General features: G+C 36.2%; 22 protein-coding genes. 3 read left to right on the top strand and 19 right to left on the bottom strand.

What is annotated here, in order from left to right:
• Positions 1 to 72: 72 nt before the first annotated feature.
• The 14 genes from KHA93_RS19750 to KHA93_RS19685 form a co-directional block, all read right to left on the bottom strand.
• Positions 73 to 2,355: an ATP-dependent DNA helicase gene (locus tag KHA93_RS19750; RefSeq protein ID WP_213112276.1), complete on the bottom strand. Its 2,283-nt coding sequence runs from the start codon at positions 2,353 to 2,355 to the stop codon at positions 73 to 75.
• Positions 2,356 to 2,657: 302 nt separating this feature from the next.
• The gene (locus KHA93_RS19745) at positions 2,658 to 2,897 is read right to left on the bottom strand and encodes a helix-turn-helix domain-containing protein (protein WP_213112275.1); all 240 of its coding nucleotides are present in this window, start codon (positions 2,895 to 2,897) and stop codon (positions 2,658 to 2,660) included.
• Between the two features lie 168 nt (positions 2,898 to 3,065).
• Complete coding sequence (locus KHA93_RS19740) at positions 3,066 to 3,569, bottom strand: DUF2812 domain-containing protein (protein ID WP_213112274.1); 504 nt, start codon at positions 3,567 to 3,569, stop codon at positions 3,066 to 3,068.
• On the bottom strand, positions 3,550 to 3,903 hold the full coding sequence (locus tag KHA93_RS19735) for a PadR family transcriptional regulator (protein WP_213112273.1): 354 nt from the start codon (positions 3,901 to 3,903) through the stop codon (positions 3,550 to 3,552). Before KHA93_RS19735 ends, KHA93_RS19740 begins: the two co-directional genes overlap by 20 nt.
• A gap of 188 nt (positions 3,904 to 4,091) precedes the next feature.
• Positions 4,092 to 4,727, bottom strand: coding sequence for an ABC transporter ATP-binding protein (locus tag KHA93_RS19730; RefSeq protein ID WP_349772322.1), 636 nt, complete (start codon positions 4,725 to 4,727; stop codon positions 4,092 to 4,094).
• Between the two features lie 4 nt (positions 4,728 to 4,731).
• Positions 4,732 to 5,598: a hypothetical protein gene (locus tag KHA93_RS19725; RefSeq protein ID WP_213112271.1), complete on the bottom strand. Its 867-nt coding sequence runs from the start codon at positions 5,596 to 5,598 to the stop codon at positions 4,732 to 4,734.
• The gene (locus tag KHA93_RS19720) at positions 5,591 to 6,358 is read right to left on the bottom strand and encodes a hypothetical protein (RefSeq protein ID WP_213112270.1); all 768 of its coding nucleotides are present in this window, start codon (positions 6,356 to 6,358) and stop codon (positions 5,591 to 5,593) included. The genes KHA93_RS19725 and KHA93_RS19720 overlap by 8 nt, the downstream gene beginning before the upstream one ends.
• Positions 6,355 to 7,563, bottom strand: a complete 1,209-nt coding sequence (locus KHA93_RS19715) for a two-component system regulatory protein YycI (RefSeq protein WP_213112269.1) — start codon at positions 7,561 to 7,563, stop codon at positions 6,355 to 6,357. The genes KHA93_RS19720 and KHA93_RS19715 overlap by 4 nt, the downstream gene beginning before the upstream one ends.
• A 305-nt stretch (positions 7,564 to 7,868) precedes the next feature.
• Positions 7,869 to 9,854, bottom strand: coding sequence for a sensor histidine kinase (locus KHA93_RS19710; RefSeq protein WP_233711231.1), 1,986 nt, complete (start codon positions 9,852 to 9,854; stop codon positions 7,869 to 7,871).
• 181 nt (positions 9,855 to 10,035) lie between these two features.
• Entirely contained in the window at positions 10,036 to 10,728 is a 693-nt protein-coding gene (locus KHA93_RS19705; RefSeq protein ID WP_213112267.1) for a response regulator transcription factor, read from the bottom strand.
• 142 nt (positions 10,729 to 10,870) lie between these two features.
• Positions 10,871 to 11,353 carry an SRPBCC family protein gene (locus KHA93_RS19700; protein ID WP_213112266.1) on the bottom strand — a complete coding sequence of 161 codons (483 nt, stop codon included), beginning with the start codon at positions 11,351 to 11,353 and terminating at the stop codon, positions 10,871 to 10,873.
• A 165-nt stretch (positions 11,354 to 11,518) separates the two neighbouring features.
• The gene (locus KHA93_RS19695) at positions 11,519 to 11,959 is read right to left on the bottom strand and encodes a hypothetical protein (RefSeq protein WP_213112265.1); all 441 of its coding nucleotides are present in this window, start codon (positions 11,957 to 11,959) and stop codon (positions 11,519 to 11,521) included.
• A 26-nt stretch (positions 11,960 to 11,985) separates the two neighbouring features.
• Positions 11,986 to 12,285 (bottom strand): hypothetical protein, encoded by a 300-nt coding sequence (locus KHA93_RS19690; RefSeq protein ID WP_213112264.1) that lies wholly within the window; start codon positions 12,283 to 12,285, stop codon positions 11,986 to 11,988.
• A 417-nt stretch (positions 12,286 to 12,702) separates the two neighbouring features.
• A complete protein-coding gene (locus tag KHA93_RS19685) occupies positions 12,703 to 14,622 on the bottom strand; it encodes a heavy metal translocating P-type ATPase (protein WP_213112263.1) in 1,920 nt (639 codons plus the stop codon).
• Positions 14,623 to 14,968: 346 nt separating this feature from the next.
• Here KHA93_RS19685 and KHA93_RS19680 point away from each other — a divergent pair, with 346 nt between their 5' ends.
• The 3 genes from KHA93_RS19680 (at position 14,969) to KHA93_RS19670 (ending at position 17,032) form a co-directional block, all read left to right on the top strand.
• Complete coding sequence (locus tag KHA93_RS19680; RefSeq protein ID WP_213112262.1) at positions 14,969 to 15,742, top strand: arylamine N-acetyltransferase family protein; 774 nt, start codon at positions 14,969 to 14,971, stop codon at positions 15,740 to 15,742.
• A gap of 70 nt (positions 15,743 to 15,812) precedes the next feature.
• Positions 15,813 to 16,559: a CPBP family intramembrane glutamic endopeptidase gene (locus KHA93_RS19675; protein ID WP_213112261.1), complete on the top strand. Its 747-nt coding sequence runs from the start codon at positions 15,813 to 15,815 to the stop codon at positions 16,557 to 16,559.
• On the top strand, positions 16,556 to 17,032 hold the full coding sequence (locus KHA93_RS19670; RefSeq protein WP_213112260.1) for a hypothetical protein: 477 nt from the start codon (positions 16,556 to 16,558) through the stop codon (positions 17,030 to 17,032). The genes KHA93_RS19675 and KHA93_RS19670 overlap by 4 nt, the downstream gene beginning before the upstream one ends.
• A 44-nt stretch (positions 17,033 to 17,076) precedes the next feature.
• Here the strand turns inward: KHA93_RS19670 and pgmB are convergent, their stop codons facing one another.
• The 5 genes from pgmB to KHA93_RS19645 form a co-directional block, all read right to left on the bottom strand.
• Positions 17,077 to 17,724: a beta-phosphoglucomutase gene (gene pgmB, locus KHA93_RS19665; RefSeq protein ID WP_213112259.1), complete on the bottom strand. Its 648-nt coding sequence runs from the start codon at positions 17,722 to 17,724 to the stop codon at positions 17,077 to 17,079.
• The gene (locus KHA93_RS19660) at positions 17,717 to 20,008 is read right to left on the bottom strand and encodes a glycoside hydrolase family 65 protein (RefSeq protein ID WP_213112258.1); all 2,292 of its coding nucleotides are present in this window, start codon (positions 20,006 to 20,008) and stop codon (positions 17,717 to 17,719) included. Before KHA93_RS19660 ends, pgmB begins: the two co-directional genes overlap by 8 nt.
• Positions 20,009 to 20,031: 23 nt before the next feature.
• On the bottom strand, positions 20,032 to 20,868 hold the full coding sequence (locus KHA93_RS19655; protein ID WP_213112257.1) for a carbohydrate ABC transporter permease: 837 nt from the start codon (positions 20,866 to 20,868) through the stop codon (positions 20,032 to 20,034).
• Positions 20,868 to 21,743, bottom strand: coding sequence for a carbohydrate ABC transporter permease (locus KHA93_RS19650; protein ID WP_213112256.1), 876 nt, complete (start codon positions 21,741 to 21,743; stop codon positions 20,868 to 20,870). The genes KHA93_RS19655 and KHA93_RS19650 overlap by 1 nt, the downstream gene beginning before the upstream one ends.
• Before the next feature lie 378 nt (positions 21,744 to 22,121).
• Positions 22,122 to 23,345: a sugar ABC transporter substrate-binding protein gene (locus KHA93_RS19645; protein WP_213112255.1), complete on the bottom strand. Its 1,224-nt coding sequence runs from the start codon at positions 23,343 to 23,345 to the stop codon at positions 22,122 to 22,124.
• Positions 23,346 to 23,354: the final 9 nt, after the last annotated feature.

Here is a 23,354-nt window from a genome sequence, read left to right as displayed (position 1 = left end):
TGGGCCTGTACGTCGATGAGCAAGGCTCTTCCGCTTTTCTTTTAATTTACCCACAAAAGGATTATATAACCATTAGAAAACCCGAAAATCTCTCCATTCCTCCGGCATCATTTTTTTGTACTTTGGCTGGAGGTAGCGGTCATCGAAAAGCATAATAATACCTGTATCTGTTTCAGTCCTGATGAGCCTCCCGCCAGCTTGAAGAACTTTATTCATACCAGGAAACACATACGCAATATCGTAGCCATTTTGTCCAGTTTTCGAAAAGTAATCCTTTATTAATTCGCGTTCAAAACCTATTTGCGGGAGACCAACACCAACCAATAAAACCCCATTTAATCGATCACCTTTTAAATCGACTCCTTCTGAAAAGATGCCACCGAGGACAGCAAAAGCTATGAGAGAATCCTTTTGATCTGCTTGGAATTTTAATAAAAAATCTTCCCGTTCCGTTTCCGTCATTCCAGGACCTTGGATGATTGTCGGAATTCCAATATCACGCGCTGTCCATTCATCAAATATACGATTCATATATTGATAAGAGGGGAAGAAAATGATGTAATTTCCGGGTTTTTCCTTGACGACGGCTTCAAGTGTTTGAACAATCGGCAAAACTGATCTTTCCCTATCACGGTACCGTGTAGACAATGGCTGGACCCTAACATCCGTTTGTTCTTTCGAAAAAGGTGATGGAATGGATACAGTGTAATCATCTTCTTGAGCACCGAGCATAAGCATGAAATAATTTAATGGTGACAAAGTGGCCGAAAAATAAATCCTCGCTTTGAATGACTTTCCAGCTTTATGAACAACGGTAGAAGGATCCAAACAAAACATTTTAATCGTAACTTCATTTCGGTTTACTTCAACATAGGAGACATACTGCTCATCATACAGCTTTGAGATGCGAGACCAGCTTAAAGCTGCAAAATACGAATCAAGTAAAGCTTGCCCACTCTCTCCTTCTGCACCCCTAAATAATTCTTGCTCCGCATCTTCAATGAATGTTTCAATAAGCTCGTTAAATTCTTCATCAACCTCTTGTAGAACTTGATATTGCTCTCCATTAGATTGCTTTCTAAGATGGATGAAGTAATCATTGATTAATTTTGCAGATTCAAAAACATGACTATGTTTAAATAAACGCTTTAATTCTAGGAACATCCTTTTCTCTAAGTTCGCCGAGTACATATCCCGCGCACGATCAACTAAGTTATGAGCCTCATCAACAAGAAGAGCCGTTTGTTTTTTCGACTCATCAAAGATTCGTTTTAATGAAACACGAAGATCAAAAATATAATTATAATCACAAATAACAGCGTCTACGGCATAGGCAAGTTCCAGGGAATATTCAAATGGGCATACCATATGCTTTCTGGCATATTTCTCAATGATCTCTCTAGTCATCTCGGTTTCATTTGAAAGAATATCAAGTACGGCATCATTAATTCGGTCGTAAAAGCCATCAGCAAACGGACAGTGTTCTTTTGTACATATCTTTTCCTCAGTGAAACAGATCTTATCTTTTGCCGTGATGGTAACAGATTTCATGTTCAATCCATTTTTCCTCATTAAATGAAAAGCTTCCTCTGCTGTTTGGCGGGTCGTCGTTCTGGCGGTTAAATAAAAAACTTTTTTGATGACCTCTTCCCCAATTGCTTTCACTGTAGGAAATAAGGTAGAGATTGTTTTCCCAATCCCTGTTGGCGCCGTTGCAAATAATGTTTTTTCATCAACAATTGTTTTATAGACTGATGCAGCTAATTGCCGCTGACCTTTTCGATATGCTTCATAAGGGAATTGGAGATGACGAGCACTCTTTTTCAATTCCTGTTCATGTTCCTTCATCCATTTTCCATAAGGAGCATAGCTTTTTAAAAGCATAAACATAAAGTCTTCTAGTTCTTGAAAACTAAATTGGTTCTTAAATTTTTTCGTTTCTTCCGTTTCTTTTTGAAAATAGGTGAGCTGGACGTTCATTTCACTAAGGTTATTCAGTTTAGCGTACATATAGGCATAACATTTTGCCTGAGCCCAGTGAACCGGATAGGATTCTTCAGTAATATCTTGAAGACTTCCAGATGTTGACTTGATCTCATCAATCATGAATCCTTCTTCTGTATGGAGTAATCCATCACATCTTCCCTCCATAACAAAAAGGAGATGATCATAAACCATCTCTGTTTGAAGAAACACTTCACTTTCATCGCTTTCACTATATTCCTTTTGAATTTTACGATGTGCCTTCGTTCCTTCTGTTAATGTGGTCACACTTCTAAAACCTGATTCAATGCTTCCACTTCTATACACATATTCTACGAGAGGACGCACTGCTATTTTTATTTGATAATCCATTTTCTCACCTATTTTAATGGAGCTCTTTTCTCGAACATTGTTTCCTGAAAAAAGGATATGGACATCAACATTCATTATTCAGCTGAGAAAAGAGCTGCCAAAATCTTAAGAACCGCTAAACTTCCTTATTAGGTGTAAAAGCCGGATTTTGGACTTTTACACAGCAACAAACTTTACGAAAATAGCCTAATGGGATATACAAACATTGTAGCACATGCGTTCGCAAGGACCAATACGTATGATCCTGTTTTCCATGCCGTTTCTTTCTAAGTTGCTAAGAAATCATGTAACTTGCCTACATTTCATTGGTTCTTATCCAATTTCATTACCTTGATTTCCATACCATTCGGAGTTAATCGATACATTCCGAATACAATTGGATTAGCTTGCACCAGACCTTCACGCATTAAGTCTTTTAGAGACTCGTTTACGGGGGATGTATTCCCACCTGCTTCCGGAAGCTGATCAGCAATCTGTTTCGGCGTCTGCCATTCAGTCGTTAATACGAGTAACACGGATTGTCGTGTTGGAGTGAGATTCATACTTTATTCCTCCATCCTTTGTTAGATCATAATGCTAGAACTTTATATTTAGGTCTATTAGTCTTTTATGTTGATTTTCGCAACATAGCGGCAAATAAAAAATGAACTTTTAAAAAACTTATTTTTAAAAAGGTAAATCGGACATAACTAACTACTTCGATTCTAAAATTATTTATAAAAATCAATTTTTCGCTTAAGCGCGAAAAATAAATACAAATAGATAATAAAAATGAATGCTACCAAGCTAGCCACGACTATTTGAATGACATAACCTTTCCACGTTAAGATTAACCCAAGCTGCGAAACAATCATGGCAAAAAATATAACCATATAAAATTGGACCATTCTCTGAAATGTTTCTTTCACTGACTCGCGATCAGAATATAATTTTTTCAAACTCTCCTTGTTAGCAGGCGTCCGGAAATAATGAAACTTTTGAATAAAAGATTCAATATGCTCCCAGCCAGTGTCCTTATATAATTGAAAATAATCATCATCAGCGTCACGAAAATCAATTTGATAGACGTATGAATGATTAGGATCTTCTTCGAAATAATACAGTCCTAAACGATATTTAATTAAATGAAGTCCTTTACTCGACAATTCCGTTAACCATTGTTCTTCTTTTTCAACGTCTGAGGCTAAAAATAATTTAAACTTTTTGACTGTCATCGTGTTCACCTTCCATTCCCTTTATGATGCTGCTTGCATTTTTTACGAGAGATTCAAGGCGTTTATACTCCATCTGGAGAATATCTTTACCGAGCGGAGTAAGGTGGTAATACTTACGTCTGTCCTCTTCATCCACATCTGCTTTCACAATAATTTTTTGTTTCTCGAGTTTTCCAAGTGCCCCGTACAACGTTCCTGGCCCCATCGTAACTTCGCCATGACTAATTTCTTCTACATCCTGCATAATTGCATACCCATGGCGGACTTCCCTAAGTGACAATAATATATAGTACGTCGCTTGCGATAATGGCAAATAGTCTTCAATTCGTTTCATCCAGGTTCACCCACTTTTATATCGACTATCGATATATCGTTTAACGATATAATAGCAAATTGCATGTTATGTTGGCAAGAGGTTTTTTAATATTGGGCACGGAAAGTCCATTCTACTTTTCCACCAAATAAAAAAGCGACTATGATTGTCGCTTGAGGTTTGTCTTAGCCATATAGTTTTAAAATTCATTATCTTAACTGAATTAAAACCCCATTATCCATCTCACACACAGTATCACAAAGCGTCTCGATATCCTCTGCATAATGAGAAGACAAAATAATGGTAGTCCCTTTTCGATTCAATTCCTTGAATACTTCACGAATTCCCAACACACCTTGCTTGTCTAAACCATTCATCGGTTCGTCTAAAATTAATAGCTTTGGCTTTTCCATAATGGCTTGTGCGATGCCAAGACGGTGACGCATCCCCAACGAGTATTTGCTCACGTGCTTTTTACTGTTCGAATCAAGTCCTACAAGTTCCAATGTTTTACGAATCTCGTTATCTGATATTTTGTTATGTATGGATGCTAGTAATTTTAAATTCTTGAATCCGCTTAGAGAGCCGATAAAACCTGGCTCCTCTATTATTATTCCGATGTCTTGTGAAACTGCTGGCTTTACAGGTATTCCATCTATTAAAATAGTTCCTGCATCAAGAGTCATAAAACCGCAAATACATTTAAATAGAACCGTTTTCCCTGAACCATTCCGCCCAATAACACCATGAATCTTCCCTGTTTCAAACTTAATATAGACTTGCTTTAATGCCTTTGTCTCTTTGAAATTCTTAACTGCATCGATAACTTCTACTATATTTTTCACCAAATTAATCCCCCCATCCATGGATGTTCATATCTTTTTTGCAAAATACGATTGTGGAGATAATACCCATTAGAAGTATTGCTATTAAAAGACAAAGCACAGCAAAAGTAGGTGACGCAGTGGCAAAGCCAAAACCATTCCAGTACAAATAAGAGATATTCATCCAGCTAATAGGTGACAGGTAGCGAATCCACTCTCCAAAAATTAATATTCCTTGAATAATTGAAAAGAAAGACATAAAAATGAAAAAACCACTTGCAACCAATCCACTCATTTTTTTAATTACAACATTGAAGAAAAAAATAAGGACACCAATAAATACTGCCACGAGCCAAAACAATCCGGAGCTAATTAATATGGCCTTTATAGGAGAAAACATTTTAATAATCTCTTCATCAAAGAAAACCAATACAGAAGGTGCTATATCAGGTTTTACTGCAAGAGTTTTAATCAAAACGCCCCAGCCAGTAGACAACTGAAGATTGGGAATTAATACGATGGCAGACATAACACATACAAAGATAGTATAGATAAAGGATGCTAGTATAATATAGATTAGCTGTCCAATTATCCAATTGCGTCTACTTGTTCTGATCGTGAGGAAGGGCATATGTCTGTCTGCAAACGGAGCGTCGCAGAATAATAATACGATAAAGCACGCAAAAACCTGCATAGTAGGTGGAATACTAAGAAACGGAAAAACCCATGGTGTTATGGCTATTTCTTTCTCTGCGGCAAACTTTGATAACCCCAAAGAATGATAGGATAAAAAGGCAATTGTTATGACAGCAAGTGTATAAATCCGCGGGTTCACTAGCCATTTCCGAAAGTTTACTTGAGAACAAAGAAGAATCACTTTAAGATTATTCATGCCGAACCCTCCCTCGTATTTGTCTTACCGTTCCGTATCCCATTAGCAAACACAGTATAGAAACAATTCCGAGTTTCAGTAAAAGTGATGCCAGCGGTGAGCCTATACTAATTATTTCCTCTACTATTCCCATAGCTTTAAAATATCGGGGAATATCTAAGTCAGTAGTAAGTCGATTTATGACAAAATATACAACTAAAGGTGCTGCTATCGTCACAGATTTATTAGGGAAATAAGTTGAAACCCATAAAGCAATCACAGCAAACAAAGCAGAGGTTAGAGAAATGTGAGTAACGAAATAAGTCAAATATTCTAAAGGTTTATTAGCATCTAGTAAAACTGAATAGCCATCTCCGGAACTATTATAGGAAAATAAAGGTAATTTCGTTTGCATGGCTACTACAAATAAAATGACGCCAACTGCGGTAGTTAAAAAACCGGACAGAGCACTTACGAAAACCTTTGACACTGAATAATAACCAACTCCCGTACGGATAATCCAAAAGCTAGTTGAGCGTTGCTCCCATTCGGAAGCAAAAGTTGTCGCAAACGGAAATAGTGGCAAAATTCCTATAATGAGGACGACATTTCCTCCACCAAACCCCATTATCAGGAGGTATAAGACATCATGCGCTTCAGCAACTAAACCCCCAATGCTAAAAAGTATTGCTACAGCAACACCTAAAGCACTAAGTAAAAACCGTACAGAAAAGATTGCCTGTCGGATGTTAACAATAAAAAGATGGGAAAATGTCTTCATTGAATATCACTTGCCTTTTCTATTCTTTCGCCACTAATAGCATTCAAAACATAATAACTATATGATTCTAGTGAAATATCTTTACCCTTGCGCTGGTCTTTCCAGCTGGATGTTTCGGCAATGCCGAAAATCCAAGCAGGAACAAGTTCAAAGCTGCTTTCACTTTTCAAGATTGCCACGTAGCATAACTCCATAGAGAATACTGTGGTTTTGTTTTCAAGTAGAATTTCTGAATAGGAATCAATTAATTTTTTTAAAGCATCGACAGTACTTATGAGTGTTTTTTCCTCCACACTTTTCTTAACATCCAATAAGTCTTTGGCAATAATGTTCCTAATACCATCCTTAGAATAAAAAACTTCAATAGAGGTTGCACCTACCTCTTCAGGTAACGCTGATTGGTTTGGCCTCTGCCAATAAATATTCGATAATGGAATGTCATCAATTACTTGTTGAAAGAAAAATAAATATGCCTCATCGTCCTTTGACCAAGTATATTCTTCACTTTCGTCCTCATTGTTAAAATCAGTTATTGCCTCTTGATAAACAGCCCTATGCTCAAGCATAGTTTGCAAATCTAGTGAATACGTTTCCCCAACTGTAAACTCAGGAAAACCAACAGCAGATAAAATTTCTTTTAATTCCGAAAGAACATCATCGTAGTCCTTAAAAGATAGATTTTTAAAGGAACCATAGTCACTTTTTAGGTTAAATCCGTATTCTTGCGCGTTATTGTCTGGTGGTCCCGGGGCATTTCCCACTAGTATTGACAGCTTACTACCGAGATGTATCCCATCTTTAACTGCTGAATAAGAAATTCCTCCCTGCACGCCTGAATTCATCCCTAAACTTCTTCCACCGTCATAAACGCTAAGATATTCCCTCAATTCATCGTCACCCGCCTCATACCAAGGACCTTCGGCGTAATTATTGGTAGCTATAATATCTGTTTGCAACAAATTCTCAATCACCCTATTTTCGTCAAACTTTAGGATGGAAGCTATATAGGTTTTAGCTGATTGAACTTTTTTTACTTCACTAGGATTAAAGCCAATGGTCAAGTTTTTTGGTAATGTAACAGTTTGGAGATAAGCTCCTAAATCAGAATCAATTTTCTCATAGTTAGCTCTCCCCTTTGATGTCTGGCAAGCCGAAGTAGCCATTAGCAAAATTAAACAATAAAAAGAAATCATAAATTTTTTCACGACTGTTCTCCTTTCCTGAAAGTATATTTTCAGACAAAAAATGGACTTGCTAGTTTGATGGAGTAACTATAAAGTGAACCCATAATCTAGGTAACAACATCGTAAATTGTAAATCTTAATATATATTCATTAAATTTCTTAAGACTTTCTTAAGATTGATGTAAAATGATGTCCCTAATGATCTGTAGAATTAAATAAAAAAAGAGGATACTAATCATAGCATCCTCATCTCTCCAATATTATTTTTATAGTTTCATTGTGTTCATGTACGTTGTAACGTCTTATAATCCTTTTAAAAAAGCCAATTACACTTCGTATAGCTTTAAGATGACAGTGACTTTGAATAAATCCCCATCCGTTTCGATTTCCAAACTTCCATCATGTAGATCTACAATAGATTTTGCAATGGCAAGTCCAAGCCCTGATCCTTCCGTATGACGCGACATATCTCCTCGTTTGAATCGCTCAAATAATTCTTCATGATTGCCATTCAATTCGTATTTGGACACATTTTTAAATGTAATGAATCCTTCGTTTCCTGCCTCTGATTTGCAGACAGAAATGTATACACGTGAGTTATCCAACGAATATTTCAAGATATTTCCGATTAAGTTCTCGAATACTCGCCATAGTTTTTGCCCATCCACACTAGCATAGATAGGTTTCTCTGGTTTTGACACCCGGAATAGTAAACTAGATTCCTTAATCTTGTCATTATATTCTCCTAGTGCCTGCTGAAGTAATTGAACAAGATCCACCTTCGCTAGGATTAACTTAATATTTCCACTAGCCATTTTGGATACTTCAAATAAATCATCAATAAGTACTTTTAGCCTCTTCGATTTCTGATCAATTATATATAGATAATGCTCCCTCTCCTTTACAGACAAATTTCGTTGTTTCAAAAGATCTGTATAAGTAATGATTGACGTGAGTGGAGTACGCAAATCATGACTAACATTTGTAATGAGCTCCGTTTTAAGACGTTCACTTTTCACTTGTTCACTTTGCGTTGTTTTAACTTTTTGATTAATACTATTTAGATTACTAGCAATGGTTGATAAGACAAATTTTCCGTTGACAGGAATATCGCTATCTAATGTTCCAACTGATAACGTATTTGTGGCTTCCAAAATATAATTGAAGTAACCTACTTTTTTAACTAGTACAGTCACTAATGGAAAACCGATAATCACTAAGATGAATGCGTAAATAAGAAATGCAATCGGATGAATATACAAGGTTATCAATCCTGCTCCTAGGAAAAAAATCAATCCAAGAATCAGAAATAATTGCGTTCCAGATCTACGATTTAGAAAGGCGTCTTGAAAATTATTCCGTACTTGTTGAACCTTTCTATTCAAAAATGAATCTTTGATTTTTATTTTAAAATTTTCCCACTCAGATATTTCACGGAACAAAAATTCACCTTGGACAGCAGTTAATCCTACAGGTAGAACAGCAAGTCCCAATGCGACCAATGTACTTTTTCCTTGAAAAGAAGAGTTTTGTAATATGTACGGTAATTGTCTTGTACCAATTACTAGGAAAACCCCTCCAACTGTTCCTGTTATGATAAATATACCGGAACGTATGTCTATTGGAATCCTGTTATAAAATATTGCAGCTTTTTCTGAACCAAATGAATTTCTTTTGATTTTCTTACCAATGTTATAACAAAATATCGATGCAACAATACTCAAAAGGACGAACAACCATACAACTACCTGCGATTTCATATATTCTTTATTGTCCCTTATAATAGGACTATAAGAAGGTAACGATTTTGGAATCCCTATTTTCCCTTCATACCAACTATCATAGCTATCTAATGATATTTTATTCTTGTTGGATAAGTTGAAAATGGATGGGTCATCCCCATATACAATGTAGTCGGTAATATATATCATATTATCGTTTTTCAAATAGTTTTCTACAGTAGGACTATCAGAATATGATAAGTTCGTATAAATTTCCCCTGTCTGGCTATTCCGGAAATAATATTTAAACTTTCTATCATAGTTTTCCAAGTTTCGTTGATATTCTTTGTACCTTTCCTCTTTTTCCTGAATAATTTTTTCTTGGACATAATCATCACTAGAAAAAATTTTTGAAAGATCTTCAATCCTGTCGTCTCTCTCTGACTTGATGATATTTTCTGTATCTTGATTTATTGTATTCTGTACACTTTTGATTCTATTTTTATATTGTGTTTGAATCTTTTTAACTTCATTATCTAAGTTTCCATATCGATTACGAAATTCCTCAATTTCTTGATTGGTAATGGTCATTGTAGACTCCCAATCTAAATTATTGGATATATATAATAGGTAGGAAAACTCGTTAATTTCATTTTGAAATTTGGGAGTATGAAAATAATTAGGATAAATATAGTCTTTACCATAGAGTAAAAGCACACATATACCTGTAAGGCCAATAGTTAGGAAAGTGGACCACAATAACATTAGAAATCTACTTTTCCATTTTGTAGCCAATTCCCCACACCACCTTTAAGTATTTTGGATCCTTTGGATTAATCTCTATTTTTTCTCGTATTTTCCGGATGTGAACGGCTACGGTGTTTTCTGCGTTGAAGGAGGGTTCATTCCATACCCTCTCATAAATTTCGTTGATGGAAAAAACTCGACCAGCATTGTTCATGAGGAGTTCCACAATTTTGTATTCAAGGGGAGTAAGTTTAACTACTTCTCCATGGAGAGTAACTTCTTTCGCCATTGGATCTAATATAAGGCCATTTAAATCAACTACTTTATTGGCTCCCTCATATGTTCCCAATGTAACATATCTTCTAAGCTGCGATTTAACTCGAGCTACAAGCTCCATAGGATTAAACGGTTTGGTAACATAGTCATCCGCTCCGACCTGAAGGCCAAGTATCTTATCTGTGTCCTCATTTTTAGCACTCAACATGATGATAGGAATATTTTTCTTTTCACGTATTCTATATGTAGTGGAAATCCCGTCAAGCTTTGGCATCATTATGTCTAATATAATTAAATGGACTTGGCATTCTTCGAGGAGATTTAGTGCTTCGATACCATCTTTTGCCTTTAATACTTTGACCCCTTCGTTTTTTAAGTAAATTTCAATCGCATCCCGAATTTCCTGTTCATCATCAACGACAAGAACATTGTATGTATTCATTATGTCAACACCTGCTTCCGATATTGAATTAACTATAACCTCTCTTTTATATTAGGCAATAATTACAATATTAGGCAATATTATCCTAATAAAAAAAGACTGATCCTATGGCTCAGTCCTACGATAATATGTAATTATTCCCTTACGATTGGGTTATTTCGTCCACTGCTTCAACATACTTTGGATACCATTTCTCCCATTCTGCTTTACGATTTTCTATGGTTTTTCTATCCAATAATGCGCTAATCACATCAAGACACACATGCCATCCTGCAAGATCCCTCGGCGTATGATCAGTCATTTTATTAATCTTTTCTTTGAGAATCAACTGACACCCTTCTGCCTCCGGATGAAGTTCAAAGCGAACGACATCGTCTGCCCAGGTAAATTCTAATTCGGAGTGCATCTTAAATTCGAGAATTGGCATTTCAATGAGGTTTCCTTCTCCCATATTAAAGGTAAAAGCCCCACCTTCACGAAGATCCTTTACACGAAGTTCAGGAAACCATTGTGCTAATTTATCGTTGTCTGTCAACATAGCCCATACGTCTTCAACTGGGTGATTTAAGTTGCGATTAAATTGAGCTAGATAACCTTGATCTGTTTTTTGTAGTTTTGCAAGCATTGTCATTCCTCCAAGATTTTGTGAAAGTATGTATTATTATCAGTGTATCCCAGCCAAAAGATATGTACATGAGAAAACAAATAAAAATAGAAACTATACTAAAAATTGTCTGATTCCAGTATCTTTTTTCTTCTTTAATTTTTATAGTAATATAACTCAGAAAGACTAATAATCAGTTCTTTTTTCCCCATTAAATGACCTAACAATCATTACACCTGTTAGCAAATTAATTATAAACCGAGAAGGACCTGGTTCTATTAGCCATCCTAAATATTTTTCTAAGCTAATCATACTAATCCCTATCCTATGCCCAAGTATATAAATCAAAAACCACGGGAACATCGCATAGAAAAATAAGACAAGAGACGGAATATAAAGCTTATTACGTTTGGCAGGTTTGCTGTTCACAAGTTGAGTGACTTTTTCCCACTCTAATAAAATACCGAGAAAAATGCAGATTAGAGAAATAATAATTGTTAAAAACATATTAAAATTTAAATCTTGGATTTTAATTTTTTCACTTATAGTCCAAATAAAGCCAATACCGAAAATTAATACAAGAAAAAGCAACGCCTTTAAAAACGTTGGTTTATTTACGTTTATCATAAGTTACATACCTCTTCCTTATGCTTTCATTCTCTCCTTCCGCAATATGGACACGAACCTAAATCGCTTTCATATTCATACTTGCAATTAGAACATTTTTTCTTTTCTTGTTTCATTTGTTTTTTATGTATTTCTTCAAGCTGATGTAGTTTGAATAATATAGATTGCTGGTTATTTAATATATGTGATAATGCAAAAAATATCATACCCGACACAATCCCGCTCAAAAGCGCAACAATGAATCCGAAAAATGTTCCTGTTAAAAATCCGGTGATAACACTAATAACTAAAACGATTATTCCTATGAAAAAAAGCGCAGAAACCAAATCTAACTTCCTTTCTACCATTATTATTTCCTTAATTCTACACTTATCTTTTAAAATTGAAAGGCTTCTCTAAAAATTTGAAGTTAATGATAGATGGCAGGAAATCCGACAATCTGTGTCTGCGTGATTTTATATAGCTTGAAATACAAGTTTCAATATCCACTCTATAACCGACAAGAGCCTCATCTGAACACAAGCTTTAGTCCATCATCCTCCTTATATTGGACAAAAGACTTGTCCGAGCACAGACTTTGTCCATTAACGACTTTAAATTAGACAATACGGTATAAATCATCGGCATTTAGTCCATTACCCACATTAATTAGAAATTCGGGGTGACTGCAATAAAAGAGTGCCACCTCGATTAACGCAAAAAAATAAAAACGGCGAGGCTACCCCCACCGCTTTACTCAATCACTATTTTAACAGTCTTAAACTATTCAATATAACTAATATCGTACTGCCTTCGTGGCCAATGACTCCGTATGGCAAGTCTAGTACTTGCAGGAAGTTGGATAAAATCAGTAAGATGATGACACCGATTGAAAACACAATGTTTTGTTTAATGATTCGGTTCATTCGTTTTGATAGGTTAACAGCGTCAGATATACGGGAAAGGTCGTTTTTCATAAGGATCATGTCCGCTGTTTCGAGTGCGACGTCTGTTCCATCTCCTACTGAAATACCTACGTTAGCAGTGGCTAGTGCAGGAGCATCATTGATACCATCACCTACCATTGCTACATTTCCATATTTCTCTTTTAGCTGCTTGATGTGGTCCACTTTATTTTCAGGCAGGCACTCGGCAATATATTCTTGGACATGACTCTCAGAAGCAATGGCTTGTGCTGTTTGGGTATTGTCGCCAGTTAGCATAATCGTGTACAAGCCTTGTTTTTTCAATCGATCGATTGCTTTCTTAGATTCTGCACGTACTAAGTCTTTTAGGGCAATCATACCAACAAGCTCTTCGCCTCTTTGAATAAATACTACGGTTTTTCCTTCTCTAGCTAATTCTTTTGCTTTATTATTTTTAAACTGTTTTACTGCTTCTTCTCCTACAAATTTGCTTTTTCCGATTTTCCATTCGATTAGATCAATTCTTGCTTTTACTCCCCATCCTGGCACATCTTCAATGCTATCTGGATCAATGAATTTCTCATTTAATCTTTGCTGTGCATATTTTACGATGGCGTTCGCCAACGGATGGTTTGAATGCCTTTCAATAGAAGCTGCTACTAGTAATACCTCATCGGAGGAAAGATCGTCTTGAACCAATACATCCGTCACTTCAGGTTTTCCATTTGTCAACGTACCTGTTTTATCAAAAGCAATGGCTTGTAAATCACTTAGTTGTTCTAGATGAACTCCGCCTTTAAAAAGAATGCCGTGTCTTGCTCCGTTAGAAATGGCAGACAAGGTTGCTGGCATGATTGATGCTACAAGGGCACATGGAGAAGCTACAACTAATAAAATCATCGCTCTATAAAAAGTCTCAGTCCAGCTCCATCCAAGTATAAAATGCGGAAGGAACATCATTAATGCAACAACAGCAAGCACTACTTTTACATATGTCCCTTCAAATTTTTCAATAAAAAGTTGAGAAGGAGATTTTTCACTTTGCGCTGATTGTACTAATTCAATGATTTTTTGAAATAATGTCTCGTGACTCGGCTTTGTTAAACGTACTGTGATTGAACCATTTAAGTTGACCGTTCCTGCAAAAACTTCATCTTTCAGCCCTTTAGATACCGGAATGGATTCACCTGTTATCGCTGCTTCATCCAAAGTAGAAGTTCCCTTAACGATCTCTCCATCTGAAGGGACTCTTTCCCCAGGCTTAATCAAGATGAGATCTCCTATTACAAGCTCTGAAACATGAACTCTTTCTTCATAATCCCCTGTAATTCGTAACGCTTCTTCTGGTTGCAGTTCCATTAATGAGGAAATTTCTTTATGACTTTTATTCATCGTGTATGTTTCAAGTGCGCCACTTAACGCAAAGATAAAAATTAAAATCGCACCTTCCGTCCAATAACCAATGATGGCAGACCCGATAGCAGCCATAATCATCAACATCTCAACGTTCAATTCCTTATTTTCAATCGTATCTTCAATACCTTCTTTTGCCTTGGCGAATCCGCCTATGACAAAAGCAAGTAAAAACAAAATCACAGATGATGTAGCAGAGCCATGCTTATCCATTAACCATCCTAAAAAAATGAGGATGCCGCATGTAATAGCCGCAATTAACTCTCCATTAACCTTAATCTTTTCCAAAATACTTCCTTGCGTCGCTTCTTTTCTGTTCTCTAAAAATGGTACAAGAGCACTCATTTCCGCACCTCCTGCGTATAAGCTTAGTATTTTGCGAAAGCTAATTTATAATAATTATTATATGACTATTATATTAAAAGGGAACAGGTAAGTCAAATTTAAATGAGAATTTTTATTTCTAATTGATAATGATTATTAATGTTAATTCGCTTCATTCACCATAAACCTAAAGGGAATGAGCCTAATTACTAATGATAATCATTATCAAGTAATTTAAACTTGTTATCATATTGGATTTATTACCAACACATTACAAGCACCTTATTATTTCGGGATTTATCCTTTTGACAATGAATGGTATAGTGTTGGAAGAGATAATTTTTATGAGAAAAGGGGTAAAGATGATATGACAGAGACCAAACTCGATGTAAGCGCTTATTTGAATCGTATTGGATACACAGGTCCACTGGATGGAAGTGCAAAAACACTTTCTAAGTTACAAGAATGCCATCTCCATACGGTTCCTTATGAAAATTTTGATATTTTAAACAGTATACCGTTATCATTAGAAATCCCGGATTTATACGACAAGATTGTCACTCGTCAGCGTGGCGGCTATTGCTTCGAATTGAACGCGCTCTTCAGCTGGCTATTGCAGGAGTTAGGTTATAAGGTGACAAGCTTGTTTGCACGTTTCTGGCGCGATGAGCCAAACGCCCCTCCGAAAAGACGTCATCATGTTTTAAAAGTAGAAGCTGACGGAAAGTTTTTCTTATGTGATGTCGGCGTAGGAGGAATCGTTCCTCGTCAACCTATTGAAATGGTTGAAGGTCTTGTTCATGAGCAAGGTGACGAATTTTACAAATTAGAGATGGATCCATACTTCGGATGGATGTTATTAGAGAAAAAGCGAGGAGAATGGAGACAACTTTATTCCTTTACAGAAGAACCTCAGCTACCGAAAGATTTCATTATGGCTTCATTTTGGTGTGAAAATGCTCCAGATTCCATCTTTATTAACGATGCGATGGTTGCAGTCCGTACAGCTGAGGGACGAAATTCAGTAGATGGAAAAGAGTTTCGTATCTTTTCCAACGATTCAGTTCGAGCTTTTACACCAGAAACGGATGAGGAATATAAGGAAGCATTAAAAACGTATTTTGGAATTATATTAGAATAGAATATTAAAAGAAGCTAACCTGAATAATGGATACCGTAATCCTTTTTCAGGTTTTTTTAGGGGGTTACCTATGAAAAATGCATGGATCGTGTCTTTCATTCGTTTTCCAATGCTTATTATAGGTTTACTTGTTTTTTCGATATTATTTATGTTAATGGGCTTAGACTTTCAGTTTCCATTCCTCAATGACATTTCACCCATCTATTTTACAATCGTGAACATCATAAGTTTTATCCTTTTGCATCATATATTAAAAAAAGATAGTCGTTCCCTTAAGGAATTAGTAGACTTTCAACGAGAGAGAGTATGGAAGGATATCCTTTTCGGATTTTTATGGCTATTTGTATTGTATATTCCTTTTATCACAGCTGTTCTTGTCACTATGTATATCATGTTCGGTTCGGATTTTTACATGCACTTTCAAACTGTATTCACCGGAAATGCTGAAAATCTTAATTTCGCGCGCCCCGAATGGTTATTATGGCTGTCAGCCTTTGTAGCTCTTATATTTCCTTTTTTAAATGCACCGATTGAAGAGGTGATGTACAGAGGATATGCACAACCCATTTTTCTCAAGCACTATCTAAAAATTGCACCAGCGATCGTGATCCCTTCTTTAGGTTTTGCCTTACAGCACATCATGCTCGCACCTAGCTGGCAAGGAGCCGTTGTTTATTTTGTCGCATTTTTTCTTTGGGGAGTCGGCAGTGGAATTATTTATTACAAGCAGAAAAGATTATTTCCACTCATCGTTTGTCATTTTATCGTGAACACCGCTTTTTCAGTAGTGCCGATTATCTTTCTTATTAGTGGGTGAGCAATATATTTAACTTTAGACTTGATACGAGTAATATTGAAGATTCAGAGGAAAAGCACGAAGCTAGACAGAAACTGATTAAAGATTCATGGAATAACATCACAAATCATTTTTTGAAAAAAGGGAAAAGAATTAAGCTAAAATATTGGCCAGATGATATTCCTAGTGGTTATTCAGAGTATGGGATTAAGCAAATTTTTGAATCGGACGAAAATGCTTATAAAGAAATAGATACAGATGAACTTCATATCGTTAATGCGGAAATAAATAAGAGAGTAATAGAATTTTTCCAAAAAAACATGACTGATAATCACGTGTTCATATCTCCCTTTTTCCATTTTGACATTATCAACGAAGATGGAATACCTATTTTCACATCGCAAGATAATGGAGATAATCTTTTGATGTTTTTAACTGAAGAAGACCTGGCGTATATAGACAAATCCCTTTTGATTCGTATTCCAGAAATGTAAAAAGATCGTAAGGTTAGATACTTCCTCCCTTACGATCTTTTTGTTTAAAAGTATTGCTCTATCTTAAAATCTTTTAAAGATGAATACACGACATCTGCATTGGTTAAATCCTTTTCTTGACCGACACCAACCGCGAGCATCCCAACAATTTTAGCTGCTTCCAAACCTGCCTGTGAGTCTTCAAAAACGACACACTCTTCATAAGGAATGCCCAGCGTTTTAGCCCCAAGCGTAAATACTTCAGGGTCTGGTTTCGCCTTAGAAACTGAATTTCCGTCCACGATCACATCAAAGTATTTTTCAAGCCCCACATTTTTCAAAATGATTTGGGCGTTTTTACTTGCTGAGCCAAGAGCGATTTTGATTCCCTTTTGTTTTAACTCCTGTAATAAAGGAAGGGCACCGTCCAAAATTTCTGATTCATCGATATTGGAAATATATTCGACATATCGATTATTTTTTTCAGTTGCCATTTTTACTTTTTCTTCTTCTGTAAAAGCGTCTTTCATATGACCAACTTCTAGCAAAATATCCAAAGAGGTCATTCTTGAGACCCCTTTTAGCATTTCGTTATGCTCAAGGGTAAATTCAAAACCTAATTTTTCAGCAAGTTCTTTCCATGCTAGGTAATGATATTTTGCTGTATCGACAAGCACACCGTCTAAGTCAAAAATCGCGCATTTATTAGGCATGACTCTTCTCCTCCAACGGAATGACGAGGCTGTCCTTCAGTTCATACGTTTTCCCATAAACATGAATAGACTTCTCACTTCCATTTTGTAATGAGAATGTGCAATTGTCGCCTTCGACTTTCACAAAAATCACACTGTCTTCAAAGCGGACTTTAAAGTTGTAACCTGTCCATTTTTCTGGCAAGGCAGGAGCAAAATGCAAGCCGTTTTCCTTAATACGCAAACCTCCGAAACCATAGACAATTGCCATATAGTTCCCACCCATATTAGCAGTATGGATGCCGTCTTTTGTATTTTTATGAGTATTAAATAAATCGAGTTTTGCAGATTCTCCAAAATACTCATACGCCTTGTCATATTGTTTCAATTTCGACGCGACAATACTGTAAATGCAAGTGGATAAGGATGAATCATGCGTTGTAATTTTTTCATAATAAGCAAAGGAATTTTCAATTGTACTTAAGCTTTGAGCGTCTTCTAAAATAAAATGCGCCAACACGGTATCCGCCTGCTTACAAACTTGATGGCGATATAAATGAAGCGGATGATAATGTAAAAGCAATGGATATTTATCTTTTGGTGTATTTTCAAAATCCCATACTTTCTTAGATAAAAACGAATCATCTTGAGGATTAATATCCATTTCCTCATTATAAGGCAAATACATTTGTTCAGCTGCCTGTTTAAACGTTTCAATTTCGCTACGTTCCAAGCCGATTTTTTCAATTACGGATGATGTAAGATTTTCCGCCTCTAGAAGCTCGTAAAACTTCACAGCCCACTTCAAGTTATGCTGAGCAAGTGTATTTGTGTAGTAGTTATTGTTCACAACACAAGTATATTCGTCTGGCCCAGTTACATTGTGGATCATAAATTTGCCGTCGTGGAAATGTCCTACATCAAGCCATAACCTTGCTGTTTCAAATATTACTTCCGCACCTTTATCTGCAATAAAATCAAGATCCTTCGTAACGAGATAATAATTAATGACGGAATAAGCGATATCACCATTAATATGGTATTGCGCTGAGCCGGAAGGGTAGTAGCCGGAGCACTCTTTCCCCATAATCGTTCTCCATGGATATAAAGCACCTTTGCTGTGGCCCATGATTTTTGCATGCTCTCTTGCTGAATCCAAAATATTGTACCTGTATTCAATCAAATTTTTTACAATATCCGGTTGAGTTAATAAGAAGAAAGGCTGGATATACATCTCTGTATCCCAGAAATAATGACCTTCATATCCTTCACCACTAAGGCCTTTTGCCGCAACGTTACTGAAGCGATCTTTTCCTACAGATTGCAGTAGTTGGTACTGATTATAATAAATGGCCATGCTTAGCTCATCATCACCATCTACATCAACACTCGCACTTTCCCAATAGCGATTTAAAAACTCTTCTTGTTCTTCGTATAATCCCACTAATGTCTTTGTCGTAGCTTCGTTCATTAACTTCAAAGCTTGCTCTTGTCCATTTTCATAGCGAATGGAATCACACAAAATCGTATATTTATAGAGTGACACTGCTTCGTCCTGATCAATCTCTGCTGTAATCTCACATTCTATCGAATGAGGATGAACATGTTGTTGAACTTTTGCCTCTTTTGACAATTCATTTTTCACAGCAGACCAAACATTCAGATTTGATTTTGACGTTTTCGATGAAATGATGGAAACACCATCTTGCACCTCTGTATTTTCAACATGAATGTGCTGAAAGCTTTCCGCAGCAACTCGCGGATCGTCGGGATTAAAATAATTTTGCACATTGCCGATATGAGTAGAAATGAATGTTACTTCACCTGAAAAATTCTTAGCTGTCACTTTGTAATCAATCGTAAACAGAGGCAACATCGTAAAGGATGCCATTCTTGTAATGACGATCTCTACTTCGCGATTACTAGGTGAACGCCAAAGAATCGTTCTTTTTGTAATCCCTTTTCTCATGTCCAATGTTCTCGTGCTTTTTAAAACAGTCCCTTGAAATAGACTAAATTCTTCCCCATCAATGACTAGCTTGATTCCTTGTGTATCCACGATATTTACCATCGTTTGTTTTTCTTCCACAAAGCCATATAGCTTTTCAGCCTGTTTCATTTCTGCAAAATCGTAGAATCCGTTAATATACGTACCTCGAATCGAGTTGTAACGCTCCGGATATCCTTCTTCATAATTAGAACGTATTCCTAAGTAACCATTTGCGTTATGAAATAATGTTTCATGAAGCATTAAGTCGTCATTGTCGGTACTAAAATCATTAATTTCAAACAGATACTTATTCATTATGACAAACCCTTTCGGATATTTTATTTGACACTTCCGGAGGCAACGCCTTTAATAATATGCTTTTGAGCAGCTGCATAGAAAATGACAACCGGAATGATTGTTAATGTAAGTCCCGCCATTGCTAAATTCCATTGGATTGTAAACTGTCCAAAGAAGGAAGCAGTAGAAAGCGGAATGGTTCGTAAAGCACGATCAGAAAGTACAAGAGATGGAAGTAAGTAATCGTTCCAAATCCAAATTACGTCTAAGATGATGACTGTAACGGTAATCGGCTTGAGAAGTGGAAATACGATTCTCCAAAAAATCCCGAATTTTGAGCAACCATCTAAAAGCGCCGCTTCTTCCAATGACACTGGAATCGATTTGATAAATCCGTGGTACAGGAAAACGGCCATACTTGCACCAAAACCAATGTACATGAAAATCAACCCACCATGAGTATTCAGCATCGGGATTCCTAATACATCTCGGATTTTTCCCATAAATTGCATCAAAGGCATCATGAGAGTTTGGAATGGAATAAGCATCGTCGCCACAAACGTCATAAAGATAATTTTACTGAGCTTATCATTTGTTCTTACTAACATCCACGCTGTCATCGATGAGAATAGTACAATTAACAAACAAGAAACGATTGTTATGAACAAGGAATTGAAAAATGACTGTAGAAAGTCCATTTTCTCCATTGCTTGTACATAATACTTAAAGTCAAAAGACGAAGGTAAAGCTAAAGTATTTTCGTATAATTCTGCTCGGTTTTTGAAAGAGTTGACCAACATAATATAAATAGGTGACAAATAGACAAGTCCGAGGGCAATAACTAAGAATCCTAATAAAAACCTCCCTATTTTCTTCATTACATTTCAACCTCTTTCTTTTTCGTAATGGCCACTTGCGTCAATGTGATCGCAGCAACAATAATAAAGAAAATAATTGCTTTCGATTGACCATAACCGAAGTTGTTATATCCAAAAATCTCATTAAAAATATTCATTGCCATCATTTCTGTAGCATTGTTCGGACCACCGCCCGTTAACGAGAGGTTCACATCGAATATTTTGAATGAGTTTGATACTGATAAAAATAAACAAATCGTAAAGGATGGCATTAACAGTGGGAAGGTAATTTTAGTGAGCTTTTGCCAAAAATTCGCTCCATCAACCTTCGCAGCTTCTAATACGTCTTCCGGTATTGAGCCGATTCCGGCAATGTAAATGATCATTACATATCCAGCCATTTGCCATGTAAACACAATAACCATTGCATATAAAGAGTATTTTGGATCAATCATCCAGTTAAAGAAAATGGACTTAAATCCTGTTACTTCACCCATGATGAGAAAAGCGTCCGAGAAAATAAATTTCCAGATATAACCTAGAATTAATCCACCAATTAGGTTAGGCATAAAAAACATCGATCGAGCTACATTTCGAACCTTTAATTTTGTCGTTACGAGTAATGCAAGACCGAGTCCTATGACGTTGACAGCTATAAGCGTCATGACCGTAAACTTAGTTGTCAACCAAGCAGAAGTCAAAAAGCGTTTTTCTCCAAATAACTTGGCATAGTTTTCAAATCCAACAAAAATCTTCGGGTTTGCCGGAATTCCATCCCAGCTAAAAAAGGAATAATAGATCCCTATAAAAAAAGGAATGATGACTACTGTCACAAAGACAATCAGTGTTGGCACGGTGAATAAAGCAAACCACGCTTTATCTTTTTTTCGTTTCATATTAACCCTTCTTTCAAATTCTTAAGAAACAAGAATAGCGGAAGTATCTTTGGAAGCCTTAATACACATAAGACCTGAGGAATTTTTAACTGTTTTTTAACCATATGGGGCTATGCGTCGGAAATGAAAGACTCCATTATTAAATGGGACTTTTAAGATCAGCAATCTGTCCATGTAATAAAAGAGCCTAACATCATCTATTGCTATACTCGATGTTAGGCTTTTTATTTTGTCTAGCTTAAGCACCTATAGACTTTTAAACTCCTTTTCCTCTTCCCTACGTTAAGTCAACATCGCTGAGTGTTTCCTTTATAGCAAGTCTTGGGTCCTGAAGTTTGTACGTCGATAAACAAGCGCTTGCGCTATTCTTATAACTTATTATTTAGTCGCATTTGCCCATGCTGCATCAAGAGACTCTATGAATTGTTGACCCGTCATATCTTTATTGATAAAGAATTCCTGTGTAGCAGGAGCTAGGTCCGCATCTACAATTCCAGCTGGCCATAAATTAAATGTCCAAGGAATTGATTTCCCAGAGTTAGATGCTTGTAAAAGGTCTTTTGAAAGTGGGTCTAAATTTTTCGCTTCGATATTAGTCATCGCTGGAATGAATCCAAATTCATCAACAATATAATGTTGTCCAGTCTCACTAGTTGTAAACCAATTCAAGAAATCTAATGCTGCATCAATTTCTTTTTGGTCTGCATCCGCATTTACTGCCCAATAACTTGGAACACCAACTGAAATTTTATCATTGCCCATTAATGGTAATGGAAGCATACCCATGTCAAAACCTAAATCACCATAGTCTTTAAACATTCCATATGCCCAGTTTCCTTGGTGAATCATAGCTGTTTTTCCTGTAGCAAAATCCCCAATTTGCTTATCATAGTTATATTCAAGTGGGTTATATGATTCTGCTCTGATGGATTCCATGAACTTAGCAAACTCTTGGAACTCTTTTGTATCTGCCATTTTCACTTCGCCTTTATTTAGTTTTTCAATAAAAGCTTCTGGGTCATCTAAAAGTGCAAATGGAGTATTTAAAATATGAGCGATTAAGAAATAGCTTTCTTGTGACAATCCAAGACCGTTAACGCCTTCAGCTTTAAGATCTTTTAATGTTTTATTGAATGAATCATAGTCTTTTACATTTTCAGCTTTTACTAAGCTTTTGTTGTAAACGAGGCCATATCCTTCAATCCCATATGGAAGCCCAACTTTTTTACCATCGATTACTAACTCTTTTTCAGGAGCAACATTTTTCATGAAATCTTGATTGCTAAGATCATATTCGTATGACTTAAGTTGTTCTCCTTCTGTTTGTCCTCCCAGCGTGAAAATCGTAGGACCTTGTTTACTAGATAATTTTGTTTTCAACTGTTGATAATAGTCATCACCAGTTGTTTCCCAAATTTCAACTTTGACGCCTTTTTCTTTTTCGTAGTCCTTCGCAAGTGCTTTCAATTGATCGGTAATTTCAACCTTTGATTGAAAAATAACAATCTTATCTCCAGCTTTTGAGTTTTTTCCACCACATGCTGCTAATAAGACCATCGACATCAGTAGAATAATAGATATTAAGCTAAACGCTTTCTTCATCATGCGTCC

The sequence above is a fragment of the Lederbergia citrisecunda genome (assembly GCF_018343695.1).
Lineage (GTDB): Bacteria > Bacillota > Bacilli > Bacillales > Bacillaceae_C > Lederbergia > Lederbergia citrisecunda.
The sequence above is the reverse complement of the archived record's forward strand: the minus strand, read 5'-3'. Positions and strand labels throughout refer to the sequence as shown.

Bases quoted from the DNA above. Each gene is read 5' to 3' on its own strand.
- KHA93_RS19750 (WP_213112276.1), bottom strand. From the start codon at position 2,355: ATGGATTATCAAATAAAAATAGCAGTGCGTCCTCTCGTAGAATATGTG.
- KHA93_RS19745 (WP_213112275.1), bottom strand. From the start codon at position 2,897: ATGAATCTCACTCCAACACGACAATCCGTGTTACTCGTATTAACGACT.
- KHA93_RS19740 (WP_213112274.1), bottom strand. From the start codon at position 3,569: ATGACAGTCAAAAAGTTTAAATTATTTTTAGCCTCAGACGTTGAAAAA.
- KHA93_RS19735 (WP_213112273.1), bottom strand. From the start codon at position 3,903: ATGAAACGAATTGAAGACTATTTGCCATTATCGCAAGCGACGTACTAT.
- KHA93_RS19725 (WP_213112271.1), bottom strand. From the start codon at position 5,598: ATGAATAATCTTAAAGTGATTCTTCTTTGTTCTCAAGTAAACTTTCGG.
- KHA93_RS19720 (WP_213112270.1), bottom strand. From the start codon at position 6,358: ATGAAGACATTTTCCCATCTTTTTATTGTTAACATCCGACAGGCAATC.
- KHA93_RS19710 (WP_233711231.1), bottom strand. From the start codon at position 9,854: ATGACCATTACCAATCAAGAAATTGAGGAATTTCGTAATCGATATGGA.
- KHA93_RS19705 (WP_213112267.1), bottom strand. From the start codon at position 10,728: ATGAATACATACAATGTTCTTGTCGTTGATGATGAACAGGAAATTCGG.
- KHA93_RS19700 (WP_213112266.1), bottom strand. From the start codon at position 11,353: ATGCTTGCAAAACTACAAAAAACAGATCAAGGTTATCTAGCTCAATTT.
- KHA93_RS19695 (WP_213112265.1), bottom strand. From the start codon at position 11,959: ATGATAAACGTAAATAAACCAACGTTTTTAAAGGCGTTGCTTTTTCTT.
- KHA93_RS19685 (WP_213112263.1), bottom strand. From the start codon at position 14,622: ATGAGTGCTCTTGTACCATTTTTAGAGAACAGAAAAGAAGCGACGCAA.
- KHA93_RS19680 (WP_213112262.1), top strand. From the start codon at position 14,969: ATGACAGAGACCAAACTCGATGTAAGCGCTTATTTGAATCGTATTGGA.
- KHA93_RS19675 (WP_213112261.1), top strand. From the start codon at position 15,813: ATGAAAAATGCATGGATCGTGTCTTTCATTCGTTTTCCAATGCTTATT.
- pgmB (WP_213112259.1), bottom strand. From the start codon at position 17,724: ATGCCTAATAAATGCGCGATTTTTGACTTAGACGGTGTGCTTGTCGAT.
- KHA93_RS19660 (WP_213112258.1), bottom strand. From the start codon at position 20,008: ATGAATAAGTATCTGTTTGAAATTAATGATTTTAGTACCGACAATGAC.
- KHA93_RS19655 (WP_213112257.1), bottom strand. From the start codon at position 20,868: ATGAAGAAAATAGGGAGGTTTTTATTAGGATTCTTAGTTATTGCCCTC.
- KHA93_RS19650 (WP_213112256.1), bottom strand. From the start codon at position 21,743: ATGAAACGAAAAAAAGATAAAGCGTGGTTTGCTTTATTCACCGTGCCA.
- KHA93_RS19645 (WP_213112255.1), bottom strand. From the start codon at position 23,345: ATGAAGAAAGCGTTTAGCTTAATATCTATTATTCTACTGATGTCGATG.